The following is a 24,680-nucleotide window of genomic DNA, read 5'->3' as shown; positions in this document are numbered from 1 at the left end:
GTGCTGCTCGGAGCCGGTGGTGGTGCGGTAATCCGGGTTCTACCGCTATGACAGCTGCGCCTCGCTGACGCGGCGGCCCCCGGTCCTTCCCGGGGAGCTGAAGGTCCGGGGGTAGGGCATCCTTTGCCCGGTGGGTTCGGGTGGCGAGCGGGAGCGGGCGGCGTCGGGACGTGAGTTCCTGGCCCGGCTCCGACTTGGACGCCCGGTCGTCGCCGACGGAGTGTTGCCCGGTGGGCAGTGCTGGACGTTGGCTTACGGGGTCACCGACGCCGTCCCGACAGCTGATGTGTTCGTCGAGTTCGCAGCCGGGGGCGGCCTGGCCACCGGCGTGGGCCGCTACCCCGCCGCCGACGGCACGGTCGCCGGAGCCTCATCCGGGGCTTGCAGCAACGACCGCCGCGTCCTGTGCTGGATGACTGACGCCGAGACCGCAGAGGTCGCCCTCGACACCGTCGAGCACGGCGAACTCCCCGCCGACCTGGTCCACTCCGACGACGAGCAGCGGGCGCGGGTGTTCCTCGCGGTCGTCGAGGACCGGGCGGTCGCGCTGCGCACCGCCCTGTTCCGGGACCGGCACGGGCGCACGGTCGCGGTGGAGGACCTCCGAAGTGAGCAGACCGACTTCGAGTCCTGGGTCGCGGACCCGCGGGCCTACCTCGAAGTCCGCAGCACCGGACCCGGCGGACCCACCGACGCTCCGGCAGAGGCCGGGGAGGGCGCTCGTGAGCGAGGATGACCAGCACCTCAGCTAGGACCTTGGCGACGGGGATCAGCGCAGTTGCGCGAGAGGGATTGTCAAGGCATCATTGACGTGTGATGCCGAGGATACTCGGCAGCGCTCGTAAGAACGGGTGCTCCGACGAGGACATCTTGCACGCCTACCGCAACCCCCGTCTGGACAAGCCCACGGAGGACAACCTCGGCAATGTCGTGAGGGCGATCGTTGGACCTAATCGCACAGGAACAGCTGAGCTTGAGCTGCTCGTCTCGCTCGACGATGACGAGCGCATCTTCCACGCCTACGAGCCCGCCCGACCAGGTTTCCCGAGGTGATGAGTATGAGCACTCGAACCCGCACAGAGGACAACATCGCAGGCGAGACCCCACGGCTCTCCGACGAAGAGCTCGAGGCCTTCGACGTGGACGCGGCGTTCGCCAACGTCGACTTCTCCGACCCCTCCGCGGATGCGGCTGACCTGCGCTCTGTCACCGCCGCGGCTGACGCTCTAGACCGGTCGCGGGACGCTCTGGAGGCCGCTGTGCGTGCTGCTCGCGCGCATGGACGGTCGTGGGCCCGGATTGGTGGCTTGCTTGGTGTCACCCGTCAAGCAGCGCAGCAGCGCTTCGGCCACGTTGATCCGTCGAGCGCTTAGCGGCCTGGATCGACGCGTTGCCACAGGTTCTTCGTGCCCGCCGATTTCAGCGTGAGCGGAGGAGGCGCAGCGCTGAGGTCATGGCGGTGAGGCACTCGGCCCGGGCGGCGTCGATCTGTTCGCGTGGGTAGGCGATGTGGAGGTTCATGTCCTGGTCGCGGCGGAGAGGTTCTTGGGTCCAGGCCTGGTGCATCTGAGTGCCGGCCTGGCTGCGAGCGGCGCGTACTAGCGCGCGATAGGGCTCGGCGACGGTGGGGGCTTCGAGTTCGAGCCAGGCTTGGTGCCAGGCGATGTCGGCCTGGATGGTGCTGACTTGGTCGGTGAGCTCGTGACGCACGTGGACGTTGTCGGGGCGGCGGCGGATGCGGTAGGGCATCTCGGCGTAGGCCTCGACCACCGAGAGCGCAGCGGCGAAGGCCTTGCTGCGTCGCTCTCGGCGGTGCGCGAGCTGGTTGAGAGCCCAGAGTGCGACGGCGCCGAGGCCAGCGAGGACCGGGACGACCAGCGCGACGGTCTGGGCCCAGCCCCAGTCCCAGCCCGTTGGGGCGGCGACGGGAAGCGGCAGCGGCGGGGCCTGAGAAGGGATCATGCGGCGGGGATGCCGTGGGGGGCGTCGGGTAGCAGCCAGACGCCGCCGTTTCTGGCGCCGGTCATCCGCCAGTAGCGCTCGAGGAACAGGTGGCGTCGGGTGATCTCGACGAGGTCGAGAAGCCCGTGGCTGTGGTGCCAGCGCAGCTCAGGTGGATCGAAGGGGCTCCAGAGGCAGAGCGCGTCGTCTCGATGGCGATGCGGTGAGAGCCGGCCGGGTTCGGCGTGGACGCGTGGGAAGTCCTCGGGGGCCAGTCCGAAGGTGTCGTAGTGGGGGCGGGCCCAGAACCGGATGACGACGTCGACCAAAGCAGGCCGCCCATCGACCTCGAGGTTGCGCACGACAAAGACGAGGCGCTCGGCGTGGTCAGGGCCGTCGTCGCGTCCGCCACGTCGATGTCGACGGAGTGAGTGAAGGTCTTGCTCTTGGGAGGTTTGGAGGTCGGTGCCGAACTTGCGGCGGGCGGCGGCCTCGAACGGCACCCGCCACGACGGGCGGGTGCCGTACCAGTCGCTCACGGCGCCCAGGCGCGAGTCGGGGAGGCGGTCCTCGCCGCGCCCGCCGATCGGGAGGCCTCGCGGAGGACGTCTCGCTCGTCGGGGGCGTCGACGACGTCGGGCAGCAGGCTGTGCAGCTTCTGCTGGGCCGACGCGGTGCGCCCGGCCTCGAGGTGGGTGAGGGCCTCGTTCATGGTGTCGCGGGCCCGTCGGAGCCGGGTGACGGCCCGGTCGCGGTCGAGGTTGGGCTCGACCGGTCCGGCGACACCGGCGGGGTCGGGGGTGTAGCGGGCGGCGAGGTCGCGGGCGGCGTGGTCGAAGAAGACTTGCAGTCCGGCGGTGAGAGCCATCGGAGCGGTGATGCAGGCCAGCGCGAGGGCCTTGATGTTCCAGGAGCACAGCGGGTCGCTGTGCCGGTCGCGCCACTGCTTGAGCAGCCGCACTACACGGGCGAACACCACGTCGGTGTTCTCGATGGCTTGGTGGATCAGCCGGGTGTGCTCGACCGGATCGGCCTGGTCCCAGCCGGCAGCGATCTCGGTGTTGGGGATCCACAGGCCCTGTTGAGGGTGGCGCAGCGCGACGATGACGTCGCAGGTGAAGTCGGGCTCGCCGTCCGTGACCGGCTCCCCGAAGCGGACCAGCACGGCGCGGCGTTGGCCGGCGACCGTGACCGCGAGGTTGTCGTAGTCGCCCTTGAGGTGTTCGCGGATGGCCTCGCGGGCGTCCTCCATGAGCGGCAGCGGCCCCTGGCCGTTGGGGCCGTACCCGTCGGCGGCCAGCTCGCTGAGGATCACCCCGACGTCGATGTCGGCCAAGGGGTGGGTGGCGTCGCCGTGGGCGACCGAGCCATTGAAGTAGATCTCGCAGCCGGGGAACGCGTCGCGTAGGGCGACAACGATCTGCTCGCGGCGGCGGCGTGCCTCGGAGAGGACGGGCTCGGGGACCTCGATGCGGCAGCGGCCGGCGTCGAGGAGCTCGTCGAGGAAGGAAGTCATCTCGGGGACCTTCCGGGTCGGGGGAGTGCTGTCGGCGGTCGTAGGGGAGCGCGACCACGACGAGGAGAGCAGCTCGGCTACGTTGGTGTCAAGCCCGATCGTTGTGCACGATCTACCAACTGTCTACTCGTGATCTTCACGATCTAGCAACATGTTGGTGTGACTGACACACTGCGGGTGTGACCGCCGACCATGACGACCACGGCGACGTCGAGCGCTTCTACCGCGAGTTCGGTCAGCGGCTGCACGACGCGCGGACCGCGGCGAGGATCAGTCAGGAGGCCCTCGGGCGGGTGGTGGGGCTGAACCGGACCTCGATCTCGAACATCGAGAAGGGCCGTCAGCGTCTACTCGCCCACCAACTGCCCGTGCTCGCCCGCGCGCTCGAGACCACGACCGAGGAGCTGATGCCTGCCGGCCCGGCCATGGACACCCTCAAGGGGCTGATGGGAGCCGACCGGGACGCGGTACTCGCCGTCCGTCGCGCGCGGGGGTCCGGCCAGGTGTCGCAGGGGGTCAGCGATGGCGTCGCGCGCTGAGATATCCGCGGAGAACCTGCTCACCGCATACGGCCCGCGGGAGGTTCCCGTCGATGTCGAACAGTTGGCCAAGTCGTGCGGAGTCGACGTCGTCCCACAGCACTTCGAGGACGGCGACGTCTCGGGGATGCTGTTACGCGAGGACGGCGTAGCTCCAGTCATCGGGGTCAACACCGCCCACTCCAGGGTCCGGCAGCGCTTCACCATCGCTCACGAACTCGGGCACTGGTCACTGCATCCGGGCAGGCTGGTCATCTTCGACCGCCCGATGCGGATCAACCGCCGTGATTCGGTCTCGGCTATGGCCACCGACCGCGAGGAAATCCAGGCCAACGCCTTCGCTGCGGCCCTGCTCATGCCCGAACGACTGGTCCGCCAGCGTGTCAGCGACCTCCCGCCCGCTCAACGTCGAGACCCTGAGGCGGCCGCCGGCGAGTTGGCTCGATCGTTCGACGTCAGCCGTCTGGCCATGAGCTTCAGGCTCGTCAACCTCGGCCTCGCAAGCTGATGAGACGGAGGGTGGCCGGAACCGACTTACAGCCGTTCACAAGGGAGCCACTCCTCCTGCTCCGGGGACCCCTGCGGTAACAGAGCCTCCTGTCGAGGCGGTATGACCCACGGACCGCTTGAGCTCTGGCGGTAGCGAAGTCGTTGTGGGCGAGCGAGGTGGAGGGCGAGGCTGTGATCGAGTTCGGCGAGGCGATCAAGGCGTGCTCGGAGAGGCTCGATCGCTACCGTCGCCCGAACCAGCGCATCGGCGAGCAGAACACCAAGGTCATGCTCATCGAGCCGGTCCTGCAGGCCCTGGGTTGGGACCTGTTCGACCCAGAGGAGGTCAACCGTGAGTACCGCCGTCGCGGCGCGGACAACCCGGTCGACTACGCCCTGCTGCTGCTGCGGACGCCTCGTCTGTTCGTCGAGGCCAAAGGACTCGGCGAGAACATCGACGACCCGCGGTGGGCCAACCAGACGATCTCTTACGCCGCGGTCGCAGGCGTGGAGTGGGTGGCGCTGACCGACGGCGCCCAATGGCGCATCTACAACGCTCACGCCCCGGTCCCGGTCGAGGACAAGCTGTTCCGCTCCGTTGACGTCGCCGGTGACCCCGAGGGCGCGGTGGAGCTGTTGGAGCTGCTGTCGAAGGAGAACATGCGGGAGAACCGCATCCAGGAACTCTGGCAAGGCTACTTCGTCGACCGGCAGACTCACGCGGTGCTTACCGCCCTCTTCAGCGGTACGGAACCACCGAACGACCTGATCAACCTGATCTCCAAGCGCGCCGAGCGGCTCAGCAAAGACGACGTCCGGGCCAGCCTCATCCGAGCCCGCGCCGCCTTCGACTTCCCGCGCCCCACTCGTGCCAGCACGCCGCCGGTTCCCCTCCTCACGCAGCCGGCTCCTCCGAGTCCGAAGCCGCTGCGTTCCGCTCCGAAGCCCACTCAGGCCGAAGAACCGGCCGCAGGACGGCCAGCATCGACCTCCGGGTCGTCGCCAGCCAGACGGAAAGTCTCGTCCGAGGAGCGGGCCACCAAGTTCGCCGACCTCGTCCGCCTCGGCCGTATTGCGCCCGGCATCCTGACCGCTCGCTACGACGGCCAGACCTGGCAGGCCCAGGTCGGCATCGATGGCTCGTTGAGCGTGAACGGACAAGCCTGCAGCAGCCCGTCGAAAGCCGGCGAGATGGTGAAGATCGCTGCCAGGGGTCCTGACCTGCCACGCTCAGTCCTCGCCACCGATGGTTGGGAGTTCTGGTCGGTGCAGGACGCGGTCGAAGGCGACGTCGTCAAGCTCAAGGAGGCTCGACGTCGACTCGCCGAAGCACCCAACGAAGGTCCGGACCCCGGCCGGTAGCGCGCGCATCTTGGCGGAGGCTCAGGCGAGCCAGCCGGCGACGGTGTAGGCGGCGGAGCGCTCCAGGCTGTCGCGGGTGTGGTCGTAGCGGCGGGTGGTGCGGGGGTCGCGATGCCCGGCGAAGTCCTGGACGTCGCGGATCGCCGCGCCGGCGTCGAGGGCGAGGGTGATGGCGGTGTGGCGCAGCGAGTGCGGGGAGAGCTCCGCCCACGTCTCGATCCCGCCGGCGCGGGCGAGCCGCCGCACCAGCTCCCACACGGCTTTCTGGGTCAGCCGCCCGCCGGTGCGGGTGGCGAGCAGCGGCCCCACCAGCCGAGTCCGGTCGACGGCGGCCGCGGCCGCGCGCTGGGTCAGGTAGACCTCGAGGACCTCGACGGTGGCGGGGGCGAGGGCGACGGTGGCGCCGCGGCCGCCCTTGCGGACGATCCCCAGCACCCGGTGAGACACCCGCCCGGCTGGACCCCCGGCACCGGGCCGGGTACCGAGGTCGTCGACGTCGGCCGAGACGAGCTCGTCGACGCGCAGCCCGTTGTGCAGCAGCAGGCGCACCAGCGCCGCCGACCGCGCCCGTTGCGGACCGGGGTCGGCGTCCGCCGCCGCGACCAGCGCGCGGGCCTGGTCGCGGGTCAGCCCGACGGTGCGGGTGTGGTCCGGATCCACGGCGGGCCGCCGCACTCCGGCGACGGGGTTGTCGGCGCGCAGGTCGTGGGCGGCCGCGAACCGGTAGAACGACGACAGCGCCGATAACCGGCGCGCGACCGAGGACGCGGCGGCGCCGGCGTCGAGCAGCCCGGTGGTGTGCAGGTCGACCTGCACCCGCCGCGCCGCCAGGACATCGAGGCCGCGCGGAGCGCACCAGGCGGCGAACGCGGCCAGGTCCGCGCCGTAGGCCCGCCGCGTCCGGGCCGAGCGGAACCCCGCCAGCCACCCGGCGGCCACCAGCTCGAGGCGAGGGCCGGCCAGGTCACCGAGCCCGGCCAGCGTGCCGGCGTCGGCGCCGGCCCGGTCGAGGAGCTCCTCGACCGGGCCGGCCCCGTCCCCCGCAACGGGAAAGCCGGTCCCGCCATGGACGACGGCCCGGGCTGACGTGATGCGCGGGACCGGCTCCGGACGCGGAGGTGCCCAGCTCGCCGATGCGGCTATCAGGTCGGCCGTGTCCGAACGGTTCGCCTCGGCGAGTGGTTGCTTCGGTTGCTGGCTACCACACGCGATCGGCTCGACATCGCGAAGATCTTGAAGCCGTGAAGTGGCGGCTGACGGCCGATCTCCGGGGCCTTCGAGCGAGGGGGCTGGGGCCACCACCACGGGCTTCTGCGGGTCGCTGAGGGCCTCTTCCCTCTCGCTGAGGGCCTCTTCCCTCTCCGGGGCCGGCTCGGCGGCCCCGGAGAGGTCCTCACCAGGGAGGTTCGGGGCGAAGAGGTCGAGGTGGCCGCCCACCCCGGACCCCGGGGGGAGGGGAGCGGAGGGGGCGGCCACGGGTCCGGACGCTAGCCCGGCCCCCCGACAGGCTACGGCTCCCGCGCCGGGGGGCCTGGACACCGTGATACAGCGAATTATCACGGCGTCTGGGTGCGCGCCCGCGAGGGCCCTGGCACGAGAAGCGCCAATCTATGAAGCGTCGCCCTCAAGCCCCGGAGGGGACTGGCTCTCGAAGTGCGCGTGCCATCCGAGACCATCGCGTTCCTGCGGCTCAAGCCGATAGGTCAACTCGTCCCCGCCTGCTGCGAGGGTGAACGACAGCAGAGCCGGCGGACGCCCGTTCCCGTTGCTCACTCGGACGGCGAGGCCTGTGTGATCCATAGGTCCCCCGTGCAGTACAACGAGCGCGTGAGGGCCAGGCGGCACGCGCCTACAGTAACGATTACTATGGTAAACGCATAGTGCGCTCTGACCGTAGTGTCCTCTTGATGGGACTACGCGGAGTGTCCTCGTTGGGAGGTAATGAGGAAAGTCTCAAATTGTTCAATAGCTGATTATGTTGTAGTCAGACAAAGCCAGGCATCGCGTCGGGGGCCCGTCTGATGGAAGAACCAACATGCTCAACCGTAAAATCAGAGCCGCTTTCGTGCTCCCACTCCTGGTGCTGGTCGGCGTCCCGCTACGATAGCCCGCGCAACATCTTGGGCTACAGTTTGAGGATCGATCTCGATACATCTCAATCTGTAAGAATAGGTTCTAGATGATGTCCGGGTCCTTCACTTGGACAGGTCCAAGAAGCTTGCCCACTTACTTCCCGAGCAGCGAGCGGGTGTTTGCGTCCAGGGCAAGCTGGCAAGGCACGACCTTGAGCTGTCTCTCGAGAGCATGCTCCTGGATCTGTTCCGCCGTGGAAACGGTAGCGCTCATTCGCGGAGCAACCACGGTGAAGTAGACGGCTTCGTCCTTCACGTCAGGGGGTCTAACCCGTGGAGTTGGATCAGAATGTGGTGTGGCGAGCTAATTCCTGACGAGCGTGCCCGATGGTCGGCGTCGGACTGCGTTTGCACGTAATTCACGCTCGACACCGACCATCGGGCGCTTGCGGATCGCTCTGAAGCTTCAGGAGTACTGCTTCAGCGATCTTGGCTGCATGTACGAGGAGGTCGTCGGTCACGACCCCATCATATCCTACAACCTGGTATTCACTGTCCCGTGAACACGACCCGCGCGGTTCCTGTGTTCCCGTTGATGTTGACCGCGCTAACGGCCATGATTAAGAATCACCAGACATGCGCATTCGAAATGCGCACCCTAGTAGTACCGCGACGGCGACGAGACCCAATCCTGCTGAGGGCCAGCCGCCGCCGTCGTTGGCCCAGAATGTTGCAACAACGGCGACAAGTAAAGCTGAGAACGCAACTATCCTGCATTTCATTGGTCTCGCCTTTCATGTGAAACTGCAGCGACCTGCAGAAGCGGCAGAAGTTTCTCAGCGAGAAACTCCTGCCGCTTCTCGTCTAGCTACTGAACTCCCTAGCTGAAGCTAGTCGGCGTCCGGCGGCAGTCACGCTGGGCAATCAGCGCTCCCGTAGCTGCTCCGAGCAGGAAGAGGGGTGCGCTAGCGGCGCCTCCGCCAACCAGTCCGCTAATTGCGCCGAGACTCGCAAACTGCGCGGTTCCTCGAAGGATGCAGTCACCGTACTCACTTCCTGTGATCGAGAAGAGCCCGCTTGGGTCGGAGTTATTGCACGGGCTTCCTTCTGCGAAGCCGAAGGCGTTCAACTCGGTGCTGTACGGTCCTCCGATTCCGCTGCGGTTGTCCTGGCCGGAGCCGCTGCTGCCGGGGGTGCCGATGGGGTCGGGCTGGGTGAAGATCCCTGCCCCTGCGTTGTACCAGCGGTGGCCGAACTTGGTGTAGCCAGCGTTGGAGTGGAAGAAGCCTCCCTGGAAGCCGAGGAAGTTGTCGGCGTTGCTGGAGTGCGATCCTGCGGCGTAGTCGTAGGCGCCGTAGGGCTGGTAGTGGAACGCCGAGGTACGGGCCCGGTTGGTGCCGGTGGTGCCCATGATGCTGCCCTGGCGGTCGAGCTCGAAGTAGTGCAGCGAGCCGTTGGGGTCGCGCTGCATCACGGGGTTGCCGTCGGGGTCGCGGGAGATGGAGTAGCGGCCCTGACCGGCGCGGATACGTCCGGTCATGCCCAGGGCGGTGTTGGTGAACTCGTAGGAGAACCGGGCGCCGTTGGAGCGGACGACGTCGTCGATCTTGTAGAGCTGGGTGGAGTCGGAGGTGTCGTACTGGGCCTGGAAGGCCAGGCCGGGGTCGACGCGGACGTTCTGCTGGTTGGTCGGGGTGTAGCTGGTCGACCCGCCGTTGTTGTCGCCGGTCTGGTTGCCTTGGGCATCGGAGCGGACCTGCAGGCTGCCGATGGCGGTGAGCAGGTTCCCGCTCGACCAGGTCTGGCTGCGGCCCTGCATTCCGTTGATGTTGCTGGCCCGGTCGTAGGTGTACTGGTAGTCGGTGATCGTGGCGCCGTTGCTGTTCGACCGGTTCAATGCGCGGGTGAGGCGGCTGGCGCCGTCGTAGCTGTAGCGGGTGGTCGAGTTGTTCGGCTCACCCATCGACTGCAGCAGTTCGGTGTCACCGCCGTTGGCGCCGCCGTAGTTGTAGGTGCGGACCGACGGGGTTTCGCCGGCGGCGTAGCTGGTGCGCTTGGTTTCGCGGCCGGACTTGTCGTACTCGCGGACCATGGAGATGGTGTTCGGGTAGGTGGTGGTCTTCTGGTTGCCGTCGCGGTCGTAGTCGTAGGTGGTCTTGCCGCCGGCGAGGTCGGTGAGCTCGGTGAGGTCGTTGGCGGTGTTGTACTTGTAGCTGGTCTTGCCGCCGGCGTCGGTCAGCGAGGAGAGGTTGTTGACGGCGTCGTAGGTGTAGGTGACCGAGTCGGTCGGGGCGAGGGCGCCGCCGCGACGGACGTCGGTGAGGACCTGGTTGCGGGGGTTGTAGGTGAACTGTTTGGTGACTCCGGCGAAGTAGTTGGAGGTCTTGTTGCCGTTGGCGTCGAAGTCGGTCTGCTGAATCACCCGGCGGGTGGTGCCGTCGCGCTGGGACTGCTGCACGACGCGGTCGGCGGCGTCGTAGGCGTACTCGATGACGACGCCGTTGCCGTCGGTCACGGAGGTGATCCTCGAGCGGGAGTCGTAGCCGTAGCGGATCGGCTGCCGCGGCCCGGGCGGGGTGACGGTGATCAGGCGGCCGTCGGGGTCGTAGTCGTAGCGGGTGATGATCCCGCGGCCGTCCTTGGATTCCTTGACGGTGCCGTTGTCGTTGTACTGCCGCTCGATCCCCACCGAGTTCGCCACGCTCTTCACTGTGAGCGGGTTGCCCTTGGCGTCGTAGGTCATGGTGGTCTGGCGGCCCTCAGAGTCGGTCATCGAGGTCGGACCGAAGGGGTTGGCGGCGTCGGTGTAGCCGACGGTGTTCCGCGCCCCGGTCGGGAGCTGGGTGCCGATGAGCCGGTTGTTCGGGTCGAAGCTCGCGGTGGAGACGTTCCCGCCGACGCTGGTGGTGGTGTTGACATCCGAGTTCGCGGTGTAGGTCTTGGACTCCTCGCGCCCGAGGGGGTCCTTGGCCTTGGTCTGCCGGCCGTCGGAGTCGAAGGTGTAGGTGGTGACCCCACCCGCGGGGTTGGTCTCCTTGGTCTCGGTCGCCGAGACGTACTCGTAGTTGGTGACGGCGCGGTCGTTGGTGAGCACCCCGGTCTCGCGGGGCTCGTCGACCTTGGTGACCCTCCGGTCGGCGTCGTAGGTGAGCCGGTACTCGTTGCCGTTGGGGTCGGTGATCGAGGTGAGGTTCCCGGCCTGGTCGTACTCGTAGCGGACCCGCTTGCCCGAGGGGTCGGTGAAGCCGGTGTGCTGGCCTTGGAGGTCGTAGGTGTAGCCGGAGTACTCGTAGCCGGTGGGGTCGGTCATCTTGGTGACCCGCCCGGCGGCGTCGTAGTCGAACGTGGTGACCGCGCCGCGGGTGTCCTTGATCGAGGCCAGGGTGCCGTTGCCGTTGTAGTTGTAGGTGATGGTGTTGTCGTTGCGGTCGACCTGGGTGGTGAAGAACCCGTTGTTGTCGAAGTTCCACTTCTCCTTGGTCTTGTCGAACTCCAGCCGGTAGCCGGTGTCGGTCTTGGTGAGCTTGGCGTTCGCCCCGGAGGGGCTCTTGAAGCCGCCGTTGCCGTCGGCGTCGTAGTCCTCCCGGTACCCCGAGGGGCCCTGGAGCTTGATCTTGTTGGGGTCGGAGACGTCGAGGCCGACGTCGCGGCCGGTGGTCATGGTCCAGCGCTTGCCGAAGCTGCCGCGGTTGGTGGCGAGGTTGTTGTAGTCGTGGTTGACCGCGGTGTTCAGGCCGGTTCCGGCGAACGCGAGGTCCTTGTTGCGGACGATGACGTTGCCGTTGGCCAGGTTGACCAGCAGCTCCATCCGGTCCCCGAGCGCGCGCCGCTCGAGCGGGTAGAAGTCCTTGGTCCCGAGCCCGGGCTTGGGGGCCTGCGCGGAGGGGTCGGTGGGGACGTCGGTCGGCAGCCCCTGCGAGGAGTCCCGGCCCCACGTGGACGGGGAGGCGCCGCCGGTGACAATCCGGTTGATCGCCGCGAGCGGGGCGAAGATGCCGGCCGGTCCGGGCTTGTAGCCCGGCGCCCCCGGGGACGGGTCGGTCTGGGTCGGCAGCAGCGGTGCCGCCTCGGCGCGCGGCGGCTCGACCGCGACCCCGGCCAGGACCGCGGTCGACAGACCCACGACCAGCCCGGCGCGCCAGAACGTGTTGCGGGAGAACAGCCGGTGCGACAGGGCACCCTGGCACTGCGCCGCGCGCACCGGGCCCGGCGGCGCCGGTTCCCGCGAGCCGGCACCGCCCGAGGGTGTCGTGGTGGTCGGGGGACGAGACATTCGACGGACAGCCATGAGCAGGCCAGGCCTTTCAGGCAGGGAATTGTGAAAGCCCCACTTCGAACATGCGGGGCGAACAACAGGACACGGCCGGAAACACGAAACCAGGTAATAGTTCGCTGACAATCCACTCGCGTGGGCGAATCGTCAGAGTTCTCGCTAGTTTCCGCGTGACTTGGGTTCGTTCCGCGGGGTTTCGTTAGCCGGTGACGGAACGAAACCTGACCTAACGCGGGCGTATTTCCCGGCGGTATCAAACTGGCGTGTTTTCCCTGCAACTGGTTAACGGCAGAGGATCTCTCTCGAATATGCCCAGGTGGGTCGAGCTCGTGCCGGTTTGTCGGCCCCCGCCGGGCGAGTGCCCGGCGAGCCCTGTCCCGTCGTGAGAAGCGAGGCCCGCCGCGGTGTCCACCGACCACAGCCCTGACCACGACCCGAGCACCCCAGCCGACGACACCGCCTCGCCGACCCCGGACGGGCTCCTGCGCAAGACGCCGACGTGGCACGAGGTGCTCCACGGCGCCATCGGCCCGGAAGCGGGCGACGCGGGCGTCGAGGGGCCGCGGGCGCGCCGGGACGCCCGACTGGACGTGTTACCGGCGTGGTCGGCGTCCTACCTAGCCCGCCGCTACGCCGGCCCGGGCGGTGAACCGCTCCCGGGTGCGGCGCGGGGCGAGGGTGGGCGGCACCGCGGTACGGGGCGGGGGACCCGCACCGCACGCCGGCACCGCCAGGCCCTCAGTGAGCACCGGCTGGTCACCGCACCCACCGGCCCCACCCGTTACCGCGCGACCGGCACCGAAGGCGCGCGGAACGGAGCCGGCGTGGCGCCTCCGTGGTGGTGGCTGCTGGCTCCCCACGCCGCCCGCCGCCTCGCCACCCGCCCCAGCCCTGCAACGGCCGCTCTCGGCACGCAGGGGCGGCGGCCGCAGCGTCCGCGGCGGGCGACGCTGCTGCTGACCTCGATGCTGGTGGTCGCGGCGCTGCTCGGGCCGCTGGTCGCAGCAGGCCCGGTCGGTAGCGTCGCGGCCGGGGCGCTGCCCCCCGCCGACGACGGCCCGCTCGGCGCCACCGGCGCGCTCCCGGACTTCTTCACCCCACCCGGCGACCTCCCCGACGCATCCGGCCCCGGCGGGACGAACCCCGCTGGCGTAGACGCTGGTGCGGGGGTGGCGGGGATTCCGGCGGGGATGCTGGTGGCCTACCGCCGGGCGGAGACCAACCTCGCCGGGTCGGCTCCGTCGTGCCGGCTGGGGTGGGCGCTGGTCGCCGCGATCGGGAAGGTCGAGTCCAGCCACGCCCGTGGCGGCGCCCTCGACGCCACCGGGACCACCCTCTCGCCGATCCTCGGGCCGCGCCTGGACGGCAGCGGCGCCAACGCCGCCATCCCCGACACCGACGGCGGCGCCTACGACGGCGACACCGTCTGGGACCGCGCCGTCGGCCCGACCCAGTTCATCCCCTCCACTTGGCAGGCCTACGGCGTCGACGCCAACAACGACGGCCGCGCCGACCCCAACAACGCCCACGACGCCGCCACCGCCACCGGCCGTTATTTGTGCGCCGGCGACCTGGACCTGGCCGACCCACGCCAGCTGCACGACGCGGTGTTCCGCTACAACCACTCCGAGAGCTACGTCAACACCGTCCTGTCCTGGGCGCGGATCTACGCCTCCGGCGCCACCGCCACCCCCGACGCCACCCGCACCCCCAACGCCGACACCGGCACCGGCCGCGGCGCCCGGACCGGCCGTGACCCGCTCACCCTCGCCGCGGCCTCTGCCGCCCTCCCCGCCAACGTCCCGCTGCCCGCCGTCAGTGGACCCACGGCTGCGCCGGCAACGGCCACATCGGCCGTGCCGCCGGCTGCCGGCCCGGCGTCCCCAGCGACCGGAGGCCAGCCACCGACCCCGACGACGCCGGCCCCCACGACGTCGGCTCCCACGACGCTGGCTCCCAGGACGTCGACGCCGCGCTCGACGACCAACCCCGCCCCCACCAGCACTGTCCCGGGCACCCCGGCATCACCCCGACCCGGACCGGGCAGCCCCGCCCCAGGTAGCCCCGCGCCGGGCAGCCCGACGGTGACGACCCCGCCGCGTCCGACCACACCAGGCGGCCCGGGTGCGCCCGCTACGACCAGCACGGTGCCCAGCACCAAGCCCACCTCGGCCGAGCAGGCCTGCCGGGCTCTGACCCCCGGACAGGTCGCCGAGGCGTTCGGTCTGCCGCCGGGGACGGTGTCGCGCAGCAGCGACGCCGCCGGCTGCCAGTTCCGTGGCCTGGGCGGGCTCCTGCTCACCATCGACGTCACGCAAAGCAACCAGAGCACTCGCATGAGTGACCGCTCTGTGATGAAATCCGGACAGGGACGGCAACTGGTGATCAGCTTCGGGGGGCGGGACCAGCTGCGGCTCACCGTCCCGGGTGATGAAGCGCCCCGGGTGTGGTGGAGGCGCTGATCCCACGGGAAGGTGGGGGTTGTGCCGGCGCCGAGGAAGTTCACTGACGAGATGCGGGAGCGGGCGAAGCGGATGGTCCGCGAGGCCCGCCAGCAGGAGCCGGGGTTATCGGTCAACGCGGCGTGCAAGCGGATCGGTCCGCAGCTCGGGATCACCCCCGACACCTTGCGGGGCTGGTTCCGTCAGGCCCAGGTCGACGACGGTGAGGCCCCGGGGACGACGACTACGGAGTCCGAGGAGCTCCGCCGGTTGCGGCGGGAGAACGCCGAGCTCCGCCGGGCGAACGAGATCTTGAAGACCGCGTCGGCGTTTTTCGCGGCGGCGGAGCTCGACCGCCATATCCGCTGATCGTCGACTACATCGATCAGCACAAGCACCGCTTCGGGGTCGAGCCGATCTGCCGTGTCCTGACCAGCGAGGACATCCAGATCGCCCCGTCGGGCTACTACGCCCACAAGGCGCGCCCACCCTCACGACGAGCGCTCTCGGACGCTCGGCTGGCCGAGGTCATCGAGGCGACGTTCTTCGACCGGGACAAGAGCCGCGGGCTCTACGGGGTCCGCAAGATGTGCGCCCAGCTGCGCCGCGATGGGGTCACCGGCCTGGCCGGCGGCCCGGTGGCGCGCTGCACCGTCGAGCGGCTCATGCGCACCCTCGGGCTTCGCGGGGTGCGCCGCGGCCAGCCGGTGATCACCACCCGGTCGGATCGGCAGTCCGACCGGGCCCCGGACCTGGTCGACCGGGACTTCACCGCCCAGCGCCCGAACCAGCTCTGGGTCGTGGATCTGACCTACGTCCCGACCTGGTCGGGCATGGTCTTCACCGCGTTCGTCTCCGACGTGTACTCCCGGCGGATCGTGGGCTGGCGCTGCGCGGCCCGGATGCCCACCGAGCTACCCCTCGACGCCCTGGAGATGGCGCTCTGGACCCGGGAACAGGCTGGTCAGACGACTGACGGGCGGCTCGACGGGCTGATCCATCACTCCGATGCCGGGTCGCAGTACACCGCGATCCGCTACGGCGACCGGCTCGCTGAGGCCGGTGCCCTGGCCTCTATCGGCTCGATCGGCGACTCCTACGACAACGCCCTGGCCGAGTCGATGATCGGGCTCTACAAGACCGAGTGCGTCACCCGCGACGGCCCACTGCGCAGCGTCAGCGACCTCGAGCTGGTCACCGCGTCCTGGGCGCACTGGTTCAACACCAGCCGCCTGCACTCGAAGCTCGGACACGTTCCGCCGGTCGAGTACGAACAGAACTACTACGCTCACCAGACAGCCCGAGAAGATCCACTCTCGGGAGAACCCAGCCTCCACTGAACCCGGGGCGCTTCAGTGACGCCTCGCTGACGCCGATGTCAGCGCAGGCCGGACTCGGGACCGTGGCCGCACGCCTGATGTGAGCACCGCCGACCGCGAGGGGGCCTCAATCACTGTGCGGACCCACCGCCACGCACTACCCAGCCACGTTTCGCCTTATCACACACCGCCCTGTCACGTACCGGTCAGCCGGGTCGGGCGATGAACCCCGGCGGCCCCGATCCCGCCCAGCCACACCAGCCTGCCGCCGAGGGGGAGACTTTCGAGCCCACCGAGACACCGAAGACTCGCCCTGACACGGCCCGCGCAGCACCAGGGGCAGCCGTCGACCAGTCGGACAGCGCTGGCGGTACCGGTGCGCTCGAGCAGGACGTCGAGCGCCTGGCGGGCGTACGTGCGGGTGGGCCGGTGCCGGGTCCGCGGCGCTCGGCCCGGCGGTGCCGGTTCCCGGGGTGCACCCAGCCGGCGAAGCCACCCAACCCCCGGGGTGGTCGCCCTCCGGCGTACTGCACCGACCCCGACCACAACAAGGCCAGCCGGTTCGCCGTCGAGCACCCCGAAGGCGCTCCCGGCGGGCGCCCACCCCCGGGCACTCTCGCTACGCCCCAGGTGGCCGTCGAGGCACCCCGGCAGCCGGCGGGGGAGCTGCGCGCGGCAGCGGGGGCGGGCGCATCGGCGCTGGAGCAGCTCGAGGCGGCCCTGCGCCGCGCCGAGCGGGCCGAAGCCGTGGCTGAGGATCGGGCCCGGGCGGTGGCTGACGCCGAGAATCGGGCCGAGCGTCGCGAGGCCCAGTTCGTCGACCGGCTCATGGCCGCCAGCGAGGAGATCGCCACCCTGCGCGCCGAACTGCGCCTCGCCCGCACCCCCGAGACTCCTCTGCCCCGCGCCCCCGGCTGAACCCCTCCCAGCCACTTCGTGGCCGCGAGGACAACCTCCGAGCGGGAGGGCGACTTCGGGGCGGGGGACGGGGTCGGTCTATTCGGTGCTGTCGAGCTCGTAGCTGTGTCGGCCGACGTGCGCGGCGGGCAGCGTGCAGTCCCCGGGACCGTGCGGGGGTGGGCGTTGTCCGCAGAACCCGGCGTCGACGAGCTCGCGGCGCGGCGGGTCGGAACTCCAGCGCAGCCACCACCACGTGGTGGCGCTGATCTGCCCCAGCCCGTAGTGCGGTCCGGGATGGTCGGCCTCGAGCTCGCACCACGCCGCGTCCTCCAGCGGTTCCGCCGGATCCGGCAACGCCGCCAGCAGCGCCGCCTCCGCCGGGGTCCACCGCTGGCAGCCGCTGCAGGTCGCGGTCAGCGCAGGCGCCGAGGTCAGCATCTGCTCACCGCCCACCTCGCCGGGCCCCATCTCATCGGTTCCCGCTGGTTGTTCTGCCACGTTCACGCCCACCTTGACGCTTCCGACCCTAGACAGCGCACATCGCAGCAGTATGTCCAGCAACTGAGCGGCCCATGAGAAAACAACACAGCCGATCCACGGGCGGCACCTCCCAGACGCCCACCGGTATCCCCGCAGCTCACCCCGCATCCGCTGCGTACACCGGCGGCGAACTCGTCGTGACCGCTCACCGGTCGCACTCGGAATCCGGCCTCTGGTCGCGCACTCGACAAACGGCCCGCGTCGACGCTCACAACAGGCGTGGACAGGTGGATTCGTTGAGTTTCGTCGGGTCGACGAAACTCAACCGAACACGGCCAAAACAGCACCATATCGCGGCGATAAATCAATTCCGCGCGCGCTCTTCACCTCCCCGGCGCTGTTCGACTGTTCTGGGTCGCCGACAGCTCCCCTGAAGGAGCCGGTACCCGAGGGCCGCCGACGCGGCCGGACGAGGAGGTCGGTCCCGCGATGGCCACCCACCGCCGCGAAACCGTCGAACAACCCGAGCCGCCGGCCACGACACCCCGCCCCGGCTCCGGGCGGCGGCCGTGGTGGGTCGCTGTCGCGGTAATGCTGCTCGCCGCGGCGATGCTCGCGCTGTGGGCGGGCACTCAGGCCCACGGGCAGGGCTGGTGGCCTGCGACCGGGCTCCCCCCAGGCCAACACGCCACCGTGGCGCCCGCGGCGCTGAACTCGCTGACCGGGAACCCGTGGGCCCCGCGCGAAGGTGACGGCACCGCCACCTTCGACTCCCGCCGCGACGGCTTCGCCGCCACCGCCGACCAAGAACAAGCCGAGGACGCCCCCAAGCCCCGGTACCGCACCGTCGACGGCGTCGAGGTCGCCGAGTTCTCCCTGCCTGGTGGCGGGAAACGCGCCGAGATCGTCCCCGACACCCCCTCCGACCGAGACGGCGAAGAGCGCTGGGTCCGCTACCGCACCCAGCTGCGTGACATGCCCGTGGACACCGAGAGCTGGCAGCTGATCCTGCAGTGGCACCACAACGGCAACTCCGGCTCACCGCCCATCGCCCTCGAGGTCGGGCGCGGCGAGCTCCGCCTGGCCAACGAAGGCGCCCACCAACAGTCCCTCGGCCCCATCGGGAGCAACGACGTCGTCGACGTCGTCCTGCACGTCCGGTTCTCCCAAGACCCCGCCGAAGGCCTCGTCGAGGTCTGGCGCGACGGCCGCCCCGTTCTCGCCGGCTACCACCCGCCCGGCGGGACGCTGCTCGACTCCTCGAACTACCTCAAGTTCGGGCTCTACCGCGACCCCGACATCACCCAGCCCACCTCGATGACCGTCACCGACCTCGTCATCGGCGACACCCCCGCCGCCGTCGGAGCCACCCCGTGACCCGCCACCACCAGGACGGGCAGCAGCCCGGCGGCTGGTCCACCCGAGCGCGAGAGCGGATCACCGACACCGTCGCGGTCCTGCTTACCGCCGGGCTCCTACCTCTCCTGCTGTCCACCGCCCCACCCGCCGCCGGCTACGCGCACACCGTCGGGACGCCAGCGGTGGGTGCAGCTACGTCGGAGCGGGACCAAGCGGCGTCCGGCCCGGGGGAAGGGCACCCCACCGTGCGACCGGCCGGGCGTCTCGGACTGCAGCTCGACCCAGACGGTGGCCCACCGATCTTCGCGCCACACCAGACGCTGCTCACACCTGGCTAGAGACAGACCTCGACCGCGTGCTCAGCGGTGGTTCGGCCAGCACGCGCCGGAGCTGCAGCCATAGCTCAGCTCAGACGACGCTTGCGGCGGTCCCGGAAACCAGGTCGTCGGTTACGCCGACGCGCTCTCAGCGGGCCACCACGAGCGTCGCTTGGACGCTGGCGGCGCTCGCCGCCGAGGCCTCAATACAGCGGATTATCACGGCGTTTGGCAGTAGAACGGTCCGGCCTCAGCGGTGCTGAGGACCGGACCGCCAGCCAGGTCGCTCGACCTAGTCCTCCTGCGGCGACTCCACGCTCGCCCCGCCGAGAGCCGTCGACCCGAGTGCCTGCTCGGTCGACTGCCCGCCCTGCGGGTGCTGCTCGTAAGAGTTGCGCTCCGGTCCGCTGCGCGTTTCCGGCGCCTTGTCCGCCTGGCCTTCCTTCATGTCAGTTCTCCTCTCGTGGTGCGGGCATAACCGCGCGGAAAGTGCTGTCTTCGACATCTGTTCCGGGGAGGTAACTCAGGCAGAGCGAGTGTGGCCCTGCCGGCACCGGCCGATCACGCGCTTCTCCCCGTTGATCCACGCCGCCGTGACGGGCGTCGCGTTCTCGAGAGCGGCATCGTCGCCGCGGAGGAAACGGACCTGCAAGTCGTCCTCGAACTGGACCAGGCCGTCAGGGAGCGGAGTCATCTCGTCGCTGGTGTCGTCGTGACCGTGAACGACGGTCACTCCTAGCCCCCGGGCGCCCAGCAGCTTCATTGCCGCCTCGACTGCGGGGTCCTTCATCTCCTCGATCAGGTTTGCCACCATGACGTCTTCTCTCCTTTTCTGAGTGGGTCCGTGCGGTTGCGCGTAGGGGAGGGAGCTCAGCCGTTCGGCTCCCGGTTGTAGGTCACGTCGCCACTCGAGGTGACCTCAGCGTGACCATGGCCAGGGCCATCGCCGTGGGGCCCGCTCCCGTAGAAGTTGCTGGTGACTTCCGTATTGGGGTTGAAGACGGCCTTACTGGCGTTGCTCGGTTCCTGCACCGGCTCCCTGCTGTTGCTCATTTCTGCCTCTCCCTCGCGTGTGGCGCGACTCGCGCCTGGACCCGTCAGGGGCGTCCTCGCTCATTCCCCTACCCGGCCTAGACAGTTTGCACGAGCGTGCGAGGAAGAAACGGGATAGAGAGCGACGAATCTATTCGCGCCACTATCGGATCGGTCCCGACAAGCATTGATGCGCGACGTAGTAGGTTAGATCCGTGGCGGCGGATCAACCCCCTCGAAGACGCGGACGACCACGGACCCAGCCGGACAACCTCGGGTCTGCTCGCGGCGAACTCGCCCACTGGCTACGTGACGTGGTCGCCCGCACGCCCGCAGTCAGCAACGCCGACGTCGCGGCGACGGCCAACCTGTCCAGCTCAACGGTCGGGCGTGCGCTCCGCGGCGAGACGTTCCCCTTGCCGGTCATCGTCGAGGCGGTCGTCGCGAGAGACGTCCTCACGCCAGCAGAGAGAGCGTCCTATGCCGCCTGGGTCGCCAAGCTGCACGAGCACGACAAGCGCGAGGGAAGAAGCACCACGACACCACTTCCACCGCGACCCTGGACGTCGCCGGAGGGAAAAGAACTAGACGAGGATTTCTCTGACCCAGGTTGTTCAGCGAGGTGGCGTCGCCGTCCGATAATGATCGGGGCCGCCCGGCATCGTGGTGGCCCTCCTGATCGGGGGCATAATCATGTACCTGGCCTTGGATCGTTCGCCGACCATAGTGAAGATGGAGCAGGTTTCGAATAGATCGGGCGCGCCTACCTTTACCGACCCAGCACGTGGCGCGGGGTCATCCGGAGCACGGATTCCAACGGCTGCGTTCGTCGAGGTCTCTTGTAAAGTGTATGCACCCATCTTTCCAAGCACTCAACCCGACGGCTACTGGTATCGAATCGCATCGCCACCCTGGAATAACAGCTACTACGCTGTAGCCAATGTCTTCACTAACGGGGACTTGCCTGGGCAGATGCCGCCGACCAATACTGACTGGTCGGTGCCCGACTGCTGATTTCCTCAGCGACCGGGTCAACGCAACCCGGCGGGACGGGGCCTTCGCGCTCAGCTGTGAGGCGGGCCGTGAGCCACGCCAATGGCCACCTCCTGCGTCGCACGCCCAGAAGCGGGGGCGAAAAGTTGGACTATTTGAACCCCCAGGACCTCAATATCCAGGGGTCTGAGGGATACTGGTCCTATGCCTGCCTGGGTGGATGATCCACTGCCGTGGGAAGACTCTGAGGAGCAAGAGCCCGACATAAGCACTGCTGAGGGGCTCCTCGGACTGCTAGACGCTCAGGCGGCTCTACTAGTCGACGTAGCCACAGGTGGCTCGCCCATCAACAGCGTCAACGAGTCCTACCGGGGGCGCCGGCGGAAGCTCGACCAAGCGCTTCGGGCGCGTGGGATGTCCGCGCCCTTCCCCTTTGAGGATCTGTGGTCGTGGCGGGGCTACTGGCAGGCCCAGGGGCTAACGACCTACCAGTCCCGCCGTAATCGAGTCGCTGATCTAGCTCGGCCGGCTCGAGAAGGCTTGGAGTCGGCCTTGGCGGGGGTAGAGCTGGCAGACCCAGGCGCTTCGGGAGCATCGACCTGGGCGGCGCTCGACACGCGGCTCGCGGGGATCGTTCGTGAGCTTGGCTCTGCTAGCGACCGAGACGATCTGCAGGATGTCGGTCGTCGGTGCCGTGAGGTACTCATCGATGCCGCCCGACTGCTCGCAACTCCGGACCTGGTGGCGGATGGGACTGAGGCGCCGAAGGCCGGGGACGCCAAGTCCTGGCTCGACCTCTTCTTGGCTCAGCACGCGGCCGGCCGCACCCACCGTGAACTACGGGCCTTCGTCCCTGCCGCGTGGGACCTCGCACAGAAAGTCACTCATGGCGGCGTTGATCGAGTGGACGCGTACGCGGCCGCGCAAGCCACCGTGCTTGTCATCCGAGTTCTGCAGCAACTCGCACCCTGAGCAGGCTTTACGTCGAGCTGCCACACGCTGGCCGAGTCTCTCTACCACGACCACCTGTGTCGGCTTTACTAAAGTTGGCTGAGGTGGCCGGCGAGGGCGTCGCGGTGTGGCGGTCGAGTCCGCCGCGCGTGTTGTCGTAGCGGGGTGGCGCGGGCATCAGCGTGGCCAGCGCAGTCTCGGAGTCGCGCAGGGTGGCGCCCGGCGGGGTATGGACGCCGGGTTCGGCGACGAGCCTCGGTGAGGGGTCATGACGTCTCCGGCGGGCGGCGGCGCAAGGCACCGTCGGTCAGCCACTGCACCGCGAGGACCGCGATCTGCACCGCGGCCCGGGCCTCGTGCAGCGTCGAGGAGCGGGCGCCGTGGCCGGCGCCGTGTCGGGACTTCTGGCCTTCCCAGAGCCGCTCGAGCAGCCCGACGAGCGGGTCGACGGTCCCGGCGCCGGGCTTGTCGAGGAGTACGAGCTCGTAGTTGTGGGCCCCGCTGCGTAGGTCGCGTATCGCGGTGCCGAGGGTCTGGCGGTCGTTGGTGGGGGAGACGACGGTGGAGATCGCGACCTCAACGGCGCGGACCGCGTCGCGGTAGGCGCCGTCGGGATCGGTGTCGCGGCTATAGGCCTGCGACCAGGCTTGGCGCAGCAGTGTGCCCGCGGTTGGCGTGGGGACGCTGCCGGCCCGGTCGGCGCTGGCCTGGACGGTGGGGTCGACCCGGCTGATGAGTCTGGCCGTGCCCTCCTCGGGCGGGGCCCATACCCGGTAGGTGGAGCCGCCGTCGTCGAGCAGCTCGTGAAGGTCGCCGAGCTCATGGAGCCGGCGGTACTGCGGATGCGGCTCGCCCTCGTCGTCGACCATGAGGCTGCGGGGCAGGCCGAGCTGGTTGTTCATGGCGTCGTCCCACTGCAGGGCGAGGTCGATCGCGTCGAGCAGCACCGTGCCCTGCAGCGCCGGGTGCCAGGCGAGCTCGCGGGGCGGGCCGACCGTGGAGGGGATGCGGTCGCGCGGGGTGAGCTCGAGGCCGAGCCGGGCCGCTACTCGGCGCTCGAGGCGGGGGTGCAGGAAGCCGGCCAGCCAGCTGCGCAGGTGCGGCTCGAGGGCGCGCGGGACCGGCTCGACGCGCTCGCGCGGTCCGCGGCCCTGCTCGCGCTCGGACAGCAGCCGGGTCTCGGCTGCGGGCACGTCATGCACATCCCGCACGGTACGGCCGGCCCCCGACAGCGCCGGGAAGGCACGGCCGCGGGGAGAGGGGGTGATAACGCGCTTTATCACCCCCTTCGACCGTCGGTGAGTCGACGACGTTGGGTGTTGCCTGGTGATCCTCGACTCGCACCTGCCAGCGCGGCCGGGGCAGCGGCCGCGGGCGCCCTAGGTTTCCCGCCTCCGCGCAGCTCCGCAGCGCTGGCGGCGCGGTGCTCAACGTCTACGACGACGACCTCTCGGTCTTGGACGTCGGCAGCAGCGCCGGAGCCGGCACTGACACCGTCGTCACCCTCACCGCGCGGTGCGGAACCTCCTGGCCGCACTGCAGCGCCAGCTCTAGTGTTCTGAGTCGGAAGTTCGCCAGCGGTTGCTAGGTTCGGGTGCATGGCTCGTGGACCTGCGCCGGTGGAGATCGTGCTCTCCGATGTCGAGCGTGAGCAGTTGGAGTCGTGGGCTCGGCGGCGGACCAGCGCGGCCGGGTTGGCGATGCGCAGCCGGATCGTGCTGGCCGCCGCTGAGGGCGGCTCGAACACCGAGATCGCCGCCCGGCTCGAGCAGCACCGCAACACCGTGGCCCGCTGGCGAAAGCGTTTCCTCGAGGCCCGTCTCGACGGGCTGGTCGACGAGCCGCGCTCGGGCCGGCCGCGCACCGTCGACGACGCCGCGGTGGAGAAGCTGATCACCGAGACCCTGGAGAACGCCCCGAAGGCCGACGCGCACTGGTCGACCCGGTCGATGGCCGCCCATCTAGGGATGTCGCAGTCGACGGTGTCGCGGGTGTGGCGGGCGTTCGGGCTCGCCCCGCACAAGGCCGAGACCTGGAAGCTGTCGAAGGATCCGCTGTTCACCGAGAAGGTCCGCGATGTCGTCGGGCTCTACCTCGACCCACCCGAGCGGGCGGTGGTGCTCTGCGTGGACGAGAAAACGCAGGTTCAGGCCCTCGACCGGACCGCGCCGACGTTCCCGATGCTGCCCGGCACCCCGGAGCGGGCCAGCCACGACTACGTCCGTCACGGCACTTCGAGCCTGTATGCCGCGCTCGACCTGGCCACCGGCAAGGTCATCGGCTCGCTGCACTCACGGCACCGCGCGGTCGAGTTCGGCAAGTTCCTGCGCAAGATCGACGCCGAGGTCCCCGACGACCTCGAGGTCCATCTCGTGCTCGACAACGCCTCGACCCACAAGACCCCGGCGATCAAGCGCTGGCTCGCCGCGCACCCGCGCTTCGTCGTGCACTTCACTCCGACCAGTTCCAGCTGGCTCAACCTCGTCGAGCGCTGGTTCGCCGAGCTGACCACCAAGAAGCTGCAACGCTCCGCGCACCGCTCGGTCGCAGCCCTCAACGCCGACATCCGCGCCTGGATCAAGAATTGGAACGAGGATCCCAAGCCCTACGTCTGGACCAAGACCGCCGACGAAATCCTCGACAGCATCGCCCACTACTGCAGCCGCTGGCGAACTTCCGACTCAGGACACTAGCGA

Annotated in this window: 20 protein-coding genes and 1 other annotated feature; of the genes, 11 read left to right on the top strand and 9 right to left on the bottom strand. The window is 69.3% G+C overall.

What is annotated here, in order from left to right:
- Positions 1-412: 412 nt before the first annotated feature.
- Positions 413-736 carry a hypothetical protein gene (locus LN037_RS28030; RefSeq protein WP_230759681.1) on the top strand — a complete coding sequence of 108 codons (324 nt, stop codon included), beginning with the start codon at positions 413-415 and terminating at the stop codon, positions 734-736.
- Between the two features lie 322 nt (positions 737-1,058).
- Positions 1,059-1,373, top strand: coding sequence for a sigma-70 family RNA polymerase sigma factor (locus LN037_RS28025; RefSeq protein WP_230759680.1), 315 nt, complete (start codon positions 1,059-1,061; stop codon positions 1,371-1,373).
- 46 nt (positions 1,374-1,419) lie between these two features.
- On the opposite strand, the gene LN037_RS28020 is transcribed toward LN037_RS28025, so the two are convergent.
- The 3 genes from LN037_RS28020 to LN037_RS28010 are packed head-to-tail and all read right to left on the bottom strand — an operon-like array spanning position 1,420 to position 3,457.
- On the bottom strand, positions 1,420-1,962 hold the full coding sequence (locus LN037_RS28020; protein WP_230759678.1) for a hypothetical protein: 543 nt from the start codon (positions 1,960-1,962) through the stop codon (positions 1,420-1,422).
- Positions 1,959-2,480: a hypothetical protein gene (locus LN037_RS28015; protein WP_230759676.1), complete on the bottom strand. Its 522-nt coding sequence runs from the start codon at positions 2,478-2,480 to the stop codon at positions 1,959-1,961. The genes LN037_RS28020 and LN037_RS28015 overlap by 4 nt, the downstream gene beginning before the upstream one ends.
- Positions 2,477-3,457 carry a nucleotidyltransferase family protein gene (locus LN037_RS28010; RefSeq protein WP_230759674.1) on the bottom strand — a complete coding sequence of 327 codons (981 nt, stop codon included), beginning with the start codon at positions 3,455-3,457 and terminating at the stop codon, positions 2,477-2,479. Before LN037_RS28010 ends, LN037_RS28015 begins: the two co-directional genes overlap by 4 nt.
- Before the next feature lie 179 nt (positions 3,458-3,636).
- Between LN037_RS28010 and LN037_RS28005 the strand changes: the two genes are divergently transcribed.
- From LN037_RS28005 to LN037_RS33920, 3 genes are all read left to right on the top strand, one after another.
- Positions 3,637-3,996 carry a helix-turn-helix transcriptional regulator gene (locus LN037_RS28005; RefSeq protein ID WP_230759672.1) on the top strand — a complete coding sequence of 120 codons (360 nt, stop codon included), beginning with the start codon at positions 3,637-3,639 and terminating at the stop codon, positions 3,994-3,996.
- Positions 3,980-4,504, top strand: coding sequence for an ImmA/IrrE family metallo-endopeptidase (locus tag LN037_RS28000; protein WP_230759670.1), 525 nt, complete (start codon positions 3,980-3,982; stop codon positions 4,502-4,504). Before LN037_RS28005 ends, LN037_RS28000 begins: the two co-directional genes overlap by 17 nt.
- A gap of 173 nt (positions 4,505-4,677) precedes the next feature.
- A complete protein-coding gene (locus tag LN037_RS33920) occupies positions 4,678-5,847 on the top strand; it encodes a restriction system modified-DNA reader domain-containing protein (protein ID WP_230759668.1) in 1,170 nt (389 codons plus the stop codon).
- Positions 5,848-5,868: 21 nt separating this feature from the next.
- Here the strand turns inward: LN037_RS33920 and LN037_RS27990 are convergent, their stop codons facing one another.
- Together LN037_RS27990 and LN037_RS27985 are read right to left on the bottom strand one after the other, a co-directional pair.
- Positions 5,869-6,786 carry a tyrosine-type recombinase/integrase gene (locus tag LN037_RS27990; RefSeq protein ID WP_230759666.1) on the bottom strand — a complete coding sequence of 306 codons (918 nt, stop codon included), beginning with the start codon at positions 6,784-6,786 and terminating at the stop codon, positions 5,869-5,871.
- 2,013 nt (positions 6,787-8,799) lie between these two features.
- Positions 8,800-12,192: an RHS repeat-associated core domain-containing protein gene (locus LN037_RS27985; protein ID WP_230759664.1), complete on the bottom strand. Its 3,393-nt coding sequence runs from the start codon at positions 12,190-12,192 to the stop codon at positions 8,800-8,802.
- An 824-nt stretch (positions 12,193-13,016) separates the two neighbouring features.
- On the opposite strand from LN037_RS27985, the gene LN037_RS27980 reads away from it, so the two are divergent.
- The 3 genes from LN037_RS27980 to LN037_RS27970 all read left to right on the top strand — a co-directional run bounded on the left by LN037_RS27980 (position 13,017) and on the right by LN037_RS27970 (position 16,870).
- Positions 13,017-14,654, top strand: coding sequence for a lytic transglycosylase domain-containing protein (locus tag LN037_RS27980; RefSeq protein ID WP_230759662.1), 1,638 nt, complete (start codon positions 13,017-13,019; stop codon positions 14,652-14,654).
- Positions 14,655-14,705: 51 nt separating this feature from the next.
- A protein-coding gene (locus tag LN037_RS27975; protein WP_443611906.1) for an IS3 family transposase occupies positions 14,706-15,973 on the top strand; the annotation gives its coding sequence in 2 pieces (ribosomal slippage) (positions 14,706-14,991 and positions 14,991-15,973; 1,269 coding nt in all).
- Positions 14,960-15,091: a sequence feature (AL1L pseudoknot), on the top strand. (Overlaps the previous gene by 132 nt.)
- A 609-nt stretch (positions 15,974-16,582) precedes the next feature.
- Entirely contained in the window at positions 16,583-16,870 is a 288-nt protein-coding gene (locus tag LN037_RS27970) for a hypothetical protein (protein WP_230759661.1), read from the top strand.
- Positions 16,871-16,948: 78 nt separating this feature from the next.
- Here the strand turns inward: LN037_RS27970 and LN037_RS27965 are convergent, their stop codons facing one another.
- Positions 16,949-17,350 (bottom strand): hypothetical protein, encoded by a 402-nt coding sequence (locus LN037_RS27965; RefSeq protein ID WP_230759659.1) that lies wholly within the window; start codon positions 17,348-17,350, stop codon positions 16,949-16,951.
- Between the two features lie 471 nt (positions 17,351-17,821).
- Between LN037_RS27965 and LN037_RS27960 the strand changes: the two genes are divergently transcribed.
- Entirely contained in the window at positions 17,822-18,709 is an 888-nt protein-coding gene (locus tag LN037_RS27960) for a heparin lyase I family protein (RefSeq protein ID WP_230759657.1), read from the top strand.
- Between the two features lie 591 nt (positions 18,710-19,300).
- On the opposite strand, the gene LN037_RS27955 is transcribed toward LN037_RS27960, so the two are convergent.
- Positions 19,301-19,456: a hypothetical protein gene (locus tag LN037_RS27955; RefSeq protein WP_230759655.1), complete on the bottom strand. Its 156-nt coding sequence runs from the start codon at positions 19,454-19,456 to the stop codon at positions 19,301-19,303.
- 75 nt (positions 19,457-19,531) lie between these two features.
- The gene (locus LN037_RS27950; RefSeq protein WP_230759653.1) at positions 19,532-19,822 is read right to left on the bottom strand and encodes a hypothetical protein; all 291 of its coding nucleotides are present in this window, start codon (positions 19,820-19,822) and stop codon (positions 19,532-19,534) included.
- A gap of 1,427 nt (positions 19,823-21,249) precedes the next feature.
- On the opposite strand from LN037_RS27950, the gene LN037_RS27945 reads away from it, so the two are divergent.
- The gene (locus LN037_RS27945; protein ID WP_230759652.1) at positions 21,250-22,005 is read left to right on the top strand and encodes a hypothetical protein; all 756 of its coding nucleotides are present in this window, start codon (positions 21,250-21,252) and stop codon (positions 22,003-22,005) included.
- Positions 22,006-22,250: 245 nt separating this feature from the next.
- Here the strand turns inward: LN037_RS27945 and LN037_RS27940 are convergent, their stop codons facing one another.
- The gene (locus tag LN037_RS27940; RefSeq protein ID WP_230759650.1) at positions 22,251-23,177 is read right to left on the bottom strand and encodes a hypothetical protein; all 927 of its coding nucleotides are present in this window, start codon (positions 23,175-23,177) and stop codon (positions 22,251-22,253) included.
- A 405-nt stretch (positions 23,178-23,582) separates the two neighbouring features.
- Between LN037_RS27940 and LN037_RS27935 the strand changes: the two genes are divergently transcribed.
- Positions 23,583-24,677 (top strand): IS630 family transposase, encoded by a 1,095-nt coding sequence (locus LN037_RS27935; protein WP_230759648.1) that lies wholly within the window; start codon positions 23,583-23,585, stop codon positions 24,675-24,677.
- Positions 24,678-24,680 lie beyond the last annotated feature (3 nt).

The sequence above is a fragment of the Actinomycetospora soli genome (assembly GCF_021026295.1).
Lineage (GTDB): Bacteria > Actinomycetota > Actinomycetes > Mycobacteriales > Pseudonocardiaceae > Actinomycetospora > Actinomycetospora soli.
Note: the sequence above shows the minus strand (reverse complement) of the source record. Positions and strands in the feature narration are given on the sequence as shown.